Raw genomic sequence first — 5,545 nt, 5'->3', positions numbered from 1 at the left:
GCGCTCAGGCGACTACTCCGCCGACCCGTACAGCCGATCCCCCGCGTCCCCGAGCCCCGGCACGATGTAGCCGTGCTCATTGAGGTGGTCGTCGACCGCGGCCGTCACGACCGTGACCGGCGTCCCCGCCAGCTCCCGCTCCATGATCTCCACGCCCTCCGGCGCGGCCAGCAGAACCACCGCCGTCACATCGTCCGCACCGCGCCGGATCAGCTCACGGATCGCCGCAACCAGCGTCCCGCCGGTCGCGAGCATCGGGTCGAGGACGTACACCTGCCGCCCGGAGAGGTCCTCCGGCATACGCGCGGCGTACGTGGTGGCCTGGAGCGTCTCCTCGTTGCGGATCATGCCGAGGAAGCCCACCTCGGCGGTCGGCAGCAGCCGGACCATGCCGTCCAGCATGCCGAGCCCGGCACGGAGGATCGGCACCACCAGCGGGCGGGGATACGACAGCTTCACGCCGGTCGTGGGAGCGACCGGCGTGCGGATGTCGACCGCTTCGGTGCGCACGTCGCGCGTGGCCTCGTAGGCGAGCAGGGTGACCAGCTCGTCGGCGAGGCGGCGGAAGGTCGCGGAGTCGGTGCGCTGGTCGCGCAGCGTGGTGAGTTTGTGGGCGACCAGAGGGTGGTCGACGACGTGGAGACGCATGTCCACAACAGTAACCGGGCTCACCGAACCCCTCGCGCTGGCGTCAAACCGCCCGACCGGGGGAAAGTGGGAGAGACGGACTGGGGTGGTGAACCGATGCCTGACCTGCCTGAGCACGAACCGTCGTCACAGGAGACCGACGCCGAGCGCCGGCGCCGACGCGCGCAGTTCCTGCGCGATCTCGCGGAGGCCAGAGAGCTGCGCGACCGGGTGCAGCCGCGCCGGGCGAAGGTGGCCCGGCTGCGGCACGCGATGCGCATGCGGACCTTCCGCTGGTAAGAAAGACCGCCGCCGGTAAGAAAGACGGCCGCCGGTTAGAAAGATCACGTGGTCCGGGGCGCCCCGGCGCAGCCCTCGACGCGCGCTGAACAGGTGGCCGTGCGTGGGTCCTTGGGAAGGCCGCGTACGATCCCGCTCGTGGCGGCGACGAGTGCGCTGGTGAGTCCTTCACCGACGTGCCGACGCGCGTGCGATCAAAACCACCGGACACAGGGTGCCGAAGACGTCCCCTGAACGCCTTGTTTCTGCCACGATTCCGAGTGGGTGGGGCTCGGAGCCGAGCTCTCCCCGCCCAACCTCCGCCGGGGGGACCCCCAACCGGCACGCCTATGACCAGTGGGAGAGTCACGGTGTACTTCGCCGCACTGCTCGCGCGCACCGAAGACGGGTGGGAAGCGAGCGACACAGAACTCCTCGACAATGTGGAGACGCTGTCGGATCTGGCCGACCTCGCCCGGGAAGCCGCGGCCGAGGACGACACGGTGCTCGTACTGATCGAGCAGGAAGACGCCTGGTTCGGCGTCGTGCGCATCGACGGCGAGGAGGACCCTCGTATCTACGTCTCCGACGCCGCCGCCGCTGCCCGCAGCTCGTACGGCGAGATCCTGCTCACCGACGAACTGCTCGGAAGGGAGCCCGGTGACGACGGCCCGGACCTCGACGCCCTCGACCTCGACGGCACCGAGGACGGCGAGGACGAGGACGACGACGATGACGACGACGTCAGCGCCGAGGCCGGCGGCTCCAAGGGGGCCGTACCGCACGGCCCGCTCGGCGACGCGCAGGTCCTCGACGACCTGGGCGTCAGCGAGAAGGAGCTGAAGGCCCTGACGCAGGACGCCCTCACCGAGATCGCCGAGTCCCTGGGCGCCTCGGAGGTTCTGGAGACCGTCCGCTGACCGCAGGGACCGAGAAGGAGGGCGTCCCGGACCCGGTTCGCGACCGCTGGCGGGCCGCGATGCGGCTCGCCCTGGACGAGGCCGGCCGGGCGGGTCCGGACGTGCCGGTGGGTGCCGTCGTACTGTCCCCGGACGGTACGACCGTGCTCGCGGCCGGCCACAACGAACGCGAGGCGGTCGGCGATCCGACCGCCCACGCGGAGGTTCTGGCGATCCGCCGGGCCGCCGCCGCACTCGGCGAGTGGCGGCTGACCGGCTGCACGCTCGTCGTCACGCTGGAGCCCTGCACGATGTGCGCGGGCGCGATCGTGCAGTCCCGGGTGGACCGGGTCGTCTACGGCGCCCGGGACGAGAAGGCGGGCGCGGCCGGCTCCCTGTGGGACGTCGTCCGCGACCGGCGTCTCAACCATCGCCCCGAGGTGGTCGAGGGCGTGCTCGCGGACGAGTGCGCCGGGCTCCTCACCGAGTTCTTCCGGGACCGCTGAATACGGATTTCAAAGCACGCCCCACCTTGCTGTAAGGTCTCCCTCGGTAGCGTGTCCGAGCGGCCGAAGGAGCTCGCCTCGAAAGCGAGTGTGGCGCAAGTCACCGAGGGTTCAAATCCCTCCGCTACCGCTTGAGAAGGGCCCCGTCGAAAGACGGGGCCCTTCATGCGTACTGATCACCCCGGTTACACTCGCGCCCCAGAAGGAACAGAGGTACCAAGCGGGGGAGGCCGCGGTGGCGGTGAACGGTAAGAAGCTCGCCGTCTATGTGATCGTGGTCTTCGTGCTGTACGTGATCATCACGGACCCGTCCAAGGCCGCCGAGTACGTGGAGATAGGGTTCCAGGGCATATCGGACGCCGCCAAGGCCGTGGGCGACTTCTTCACCTGGCTGGCCGACGGCGCGCACTAGCTGGGAGCTCAGATGATCCGCCACCTCGTCCTCTTCAAGCTCAACGAGGGTGTCGAGCGCGACGACCCACGTGTGGTCGAGGGCGTCGAGGCCTTCCGCGCCCTGGACGGCAAGATCCCCGAGATCCGCTTCTGGGAGCTGGGCTGGAACCTCAGCGACCGCCCCATCGCCTACGACTTCGCCATCAACTCCGGCTTCGAGGACGCGGCCGCGCTGCGCACGTATGTCGAACACCCGGAGCACCAGGCGGGCGTGGCGCTGTGGAAGGAGTTCTCCACCTGGGTCATCGCGGACTACGCGTACTGAGCCCGGGCGCTCCGAAGCCTCCTGCCGGGAACGGCGGGAGGCTTTTCTGCGCCTCTCAGCCCGACTTGCCCCTCAACACGGCGCAACCCAACGTTATGCGGTGCTTGCACACAGTGCACATGTCTTGTGATGCTATGACCGCTTTTGACGGATGATTGACCAACGAAGAGGTGGCGTTGACCGTGTCGGCCAGTACCGCGCCTCCCCAGGAGGCCCCCCAGGAGGCCGCCCCACGCAGTCGCGGCGCCGACACCCGGGCGCTCACCCAGGTGCTCTTCGGCCAGCTGAAGGAGCTCCAGCCGGGCACCCCGGAGCACAACCGGGTCCGGGCGGCGCTCATCGAGGCCAACCTCCCGCTCGTGCGCTACGCGGCGGCCCGCTTCCGCTCCCGCAACGAGCCGATGGAGGACGTGATCCAGGTCGGCACCATCGGGCTCATCAACGCCATCGACCGCTTCGACCCGGACCGCGGCGTGCAGTTCCCGACCTTCGCGATGCCGACGGTCGTCGGCGAGATCAAGCGGTACTTCCGCGACAACGTCCGCACCGTCCACGTACCGCGCCGACTGCACGAGCTGTGGGTACAGGTCAACGGGGCGACGGAGGACCTGACCACCGCCTTCGGGCGCACCCCGACCACCGCCGAGATCGCCGAGCGGCTGCGCATCGGCGAGGACGAGGTGCTGTCCTGCATCGAGGCCGGACGGTCGTACCACGCCACCTCGCTGGAGGCGGCACAGGAGGGCGACGGACTGCCGGGGCTGCTCGACCGGCTCGGCTACGAGGACCCGGCGCTGGACGGCGTGGAACACCGCGATCTGGTCCGCCATCTCCTGGTCCAACTCCCGGAACGGGAACAGCGAATCCTGCTCCTGCGCTACTACAGCAATCTCACCCAGTCACAAATCAGCGCGGAACTCGGCGTATCGCAGATGCACGTTTCGAGGCTACTGGCGCGTAGCTTCCAGCGGCTGCGGTCCGCCAATCGGATCGACGCATAGTTCGCCGCGGATTGCCGATGCATAAGGGGCGCACGGTCGCACGTTCCGTAACGCCGCAGCTCGCAAGCGGGATCGAGAGGTAACCTGCGCGAGCGAATCGCTCACCGGCGCCGTTCCCGACACTTGTGTGCCGAAAAACCGTCAGACCCCCTTTATCCAGGGCGGATTAGAGTCTCACATGTCGACATGTCACTACAGCGTGTTGCCGACATGTGACATTCTGCCGGAAGCGCGTTTGCCGAGGCTCCGGCTCCGGTATTCAGGTGAAGGCTGACGTTCCACCACGGGGCGTTCGCCGCGACCGTCCCGCGACCCAAAGGGGGTGGCATGTCCGCAGATCAGGGCAGCTCGAAGGTGCTCACGCTCACGAAGAGCGAGGCAGAGCCCGCACTCGACGACGTCACGGCCGTCGAGGCCGCGCCGGCCCCAGCCCTTCCGGCCCTCCCCACCTCGTCGGGGGCCATCGACACCCGCACCCTGTCCCGCTCCCTCTTCCTGCGGCTCGCCGCACTCGACGAGAACAGCCCCGAGCGCGCGTACGTCCGGGACACCCTCATCGAGCTCAACCTCCCGCTGGTGCGCTACGCGGCGGCCCGATTCCGCTCGCGCAACGAGCCGATGGAGGACATCGTCCAGGTCGGCACCATCGGCCTGATCAAGGCGATCGACCGCTTCGACTGCGAACGCGGCGTGGAGTTCCCGACGTTCGCGATGCCGACGGTCGTGGGCGAGATCAAGCGGTTCTTCCGGGACACCTCGTGGTCGGTGCGCGTGCCGCGCCGCCTCCAGGAGCTGCGGCTGGCCCTCACCAAGGCCAGCGACGAGCTCTCCCAGAAGCTGGACCGCTCTCCGACGGTCGCCGAACTCGCCTCCGTGCTGGGCGTGTCCGAGGAGGACGTCGTCGACGGCCTCGCGGTGGGCAACGCGTACACCGCGTCCTCGTTGGACTCCCCCGCTCCGGAGGACGACGGCGGCGAGGGCTCCCTCGCGGACCGCCTCGGCTACGAGGACACGGCCCTGGAGGGCGTGGAGTACCGGGAGTCGCTGAAGCCGCTGCTGGCCAAACTCCCGCCGCGGGAGCGCCAGATCATCATGCTGCGCTTCTTCGCCAACATGACCCAGTCACAGATCGGCGAAGAGGTCGGCATCTCCCAGATGCACGTCTCCCGCCTGCTGACCCGCACGCTGGCCCAGCTGAGGGAAGGTCTCATCTCGGACTGAGCGATCCGGTTGGCCAGGGGTGCCGGGTTCCGTTGCAGGGCGGGTGCGGGTGAGTGGGGGCTGGTCGCGCAGTTCCCCGCGCCCCTGAGTAGGCACAGTCACCCAAGCTGCGACGGTCCGTTGGCCAACCAACTCATGCGCCGGTTGTGGGATTGTGCGGGCCGGTGGGGGCCGGTCGCGCAGTTCCCCGCGCCCCTGAGTAGGCACAGTCACCCAAGCTGCGACGGTCCGTTGGCCAACCAACTCATGCGCCGGTTGTGGGATTGTGCGGGCTGGTGGGGGCCGGTCACGCAG

The 5,545-nt window shown here is 69.0% G+C and carries 8 protein-coding genes and 1 tRNA gene; 8 read left to right on the top strand and 1 reads right to left on the bottom strand.

The features are described from left to right. Window positions 1-12: 12 nt before the first annotated feature. On the bottom strand, window positions 13-648 hold the full coding sequence (upp, locus tag EHS43_RS35955) for a uracil phosphoribosyltransferase (RefSeq protein WP_125194804.1): 636 nt from the start codon (window positions 646-648) through the stop codon (window positions 13-15). Between the two features lie 96 nt (window positions 649-744). Between upp and EHS43_RS35950 the strand changes: the two genes are divergently transcribed. From EHS43_RS35950 to EHS43_RS35920, 8 genes are all read left to right on the top strand, one after another. Next, entirely contained in the window at window positions 745-927 is a 183-nt protein-coding gene (locus tag EHS43_RS35950) for a hypothetical protein (protein WP_007383124.1), read from the top strand. Between the two features lie 350 nt (window positions 928-1,277). Continuing rightward, window positions 1,278-1,826: a hypothetical protein gene (locus EHS43_RS35945; protein ID WP_125194806.1), complete on the top strand. Its 549-nt coding sequence runs from the start codon at window positions 1,278-1,280 to the stop codon at window positions 1,824-1,826. Window positions 1,827-1,885: 59 nt separating this feature from the next. After that, a complete protein-coding gene (gene tadA / locus EHS43_RS35940; protein WP_260470867.1) occupies window positions 1,886-2,311 on the top strand; it encodes a tRNA adenosine(34) deaminase TadA in 426 nt (141 codons plus the stop codon). A 45-nt stretch (window positions 2,312-2,356) separates the two neighbouring features. Continuing rightward, window positions 2,357-2,441: transfer RNA gene (locus EHS43_RS35935), tRNA-Ser, on the top strand. Between the two features lie 105 nt (window positions 2,442-2,546). Next, window positions 2,547-2,723 (top strand): hypothetical protein, encoded by a 177-nt coding sequence (locus EHS43_RS46815; RefSeq protein WP_185806558.1) that lies wholly within the window; start codon window positions 2,547-2,549, stop codon window positions 2,721-2,723. A 12-nt stretch (window positions 2,724-2,735) separates the two neighbouring features. Continuing rightward, window positions 2,736-3,029, top strand: coding sequence for a Dabb family protein (locus EHS43_RS35930; protein WP_037711848.1), 294 nt, complete (start codon window positions 2,736-2,738; stop codon window positions 3,027-3,029). A 170-nt stretch (window positions 3,030-3,199) separates the two neighbouring features. Beyond that, window positions 3,200-4,030, top strand: coding sequence for an RNA polymerase sigma factor SigF (locus EHS43_RS35925; RefSeq protein WP_125194805.1), 831 nt, complete (start codon window positions 3,200-3,202; stop codon window positions 4,028-4,030). A gap of 327 nt (window positions 4,031-4,357) precedes the next feature. Continuing rightward, window positions 4,358-5,251, top strand: a complete 894-nt coding sequence (locus EHS43_RS35920) for an RNA polymerase sigma factor SigF (RefSeq protein WP_125194802.1) — start codon at window positions 4,358-4,360, stop codon at window positions 5,249-5,251. Window positions 5,252-5,545 lie beyond the last annotated feature (294 nt).

Origin of the sequence: Streptomyces sp. RP5T (assembly GCF_003933965.1) — a bacterium.
In the GTDB taxonomy this organism is placed as follows: domain Bacteria; phylum Actinomycetota; class Actinomycetes; order Streptomycetales; family Streptomycetaceae; genus Streptomyces.
The sequence above is the reverse complement of the archived record's forward strand: the minus strand, read 5'-3'. Positions and strand labels throughout refer to the sequence as shown.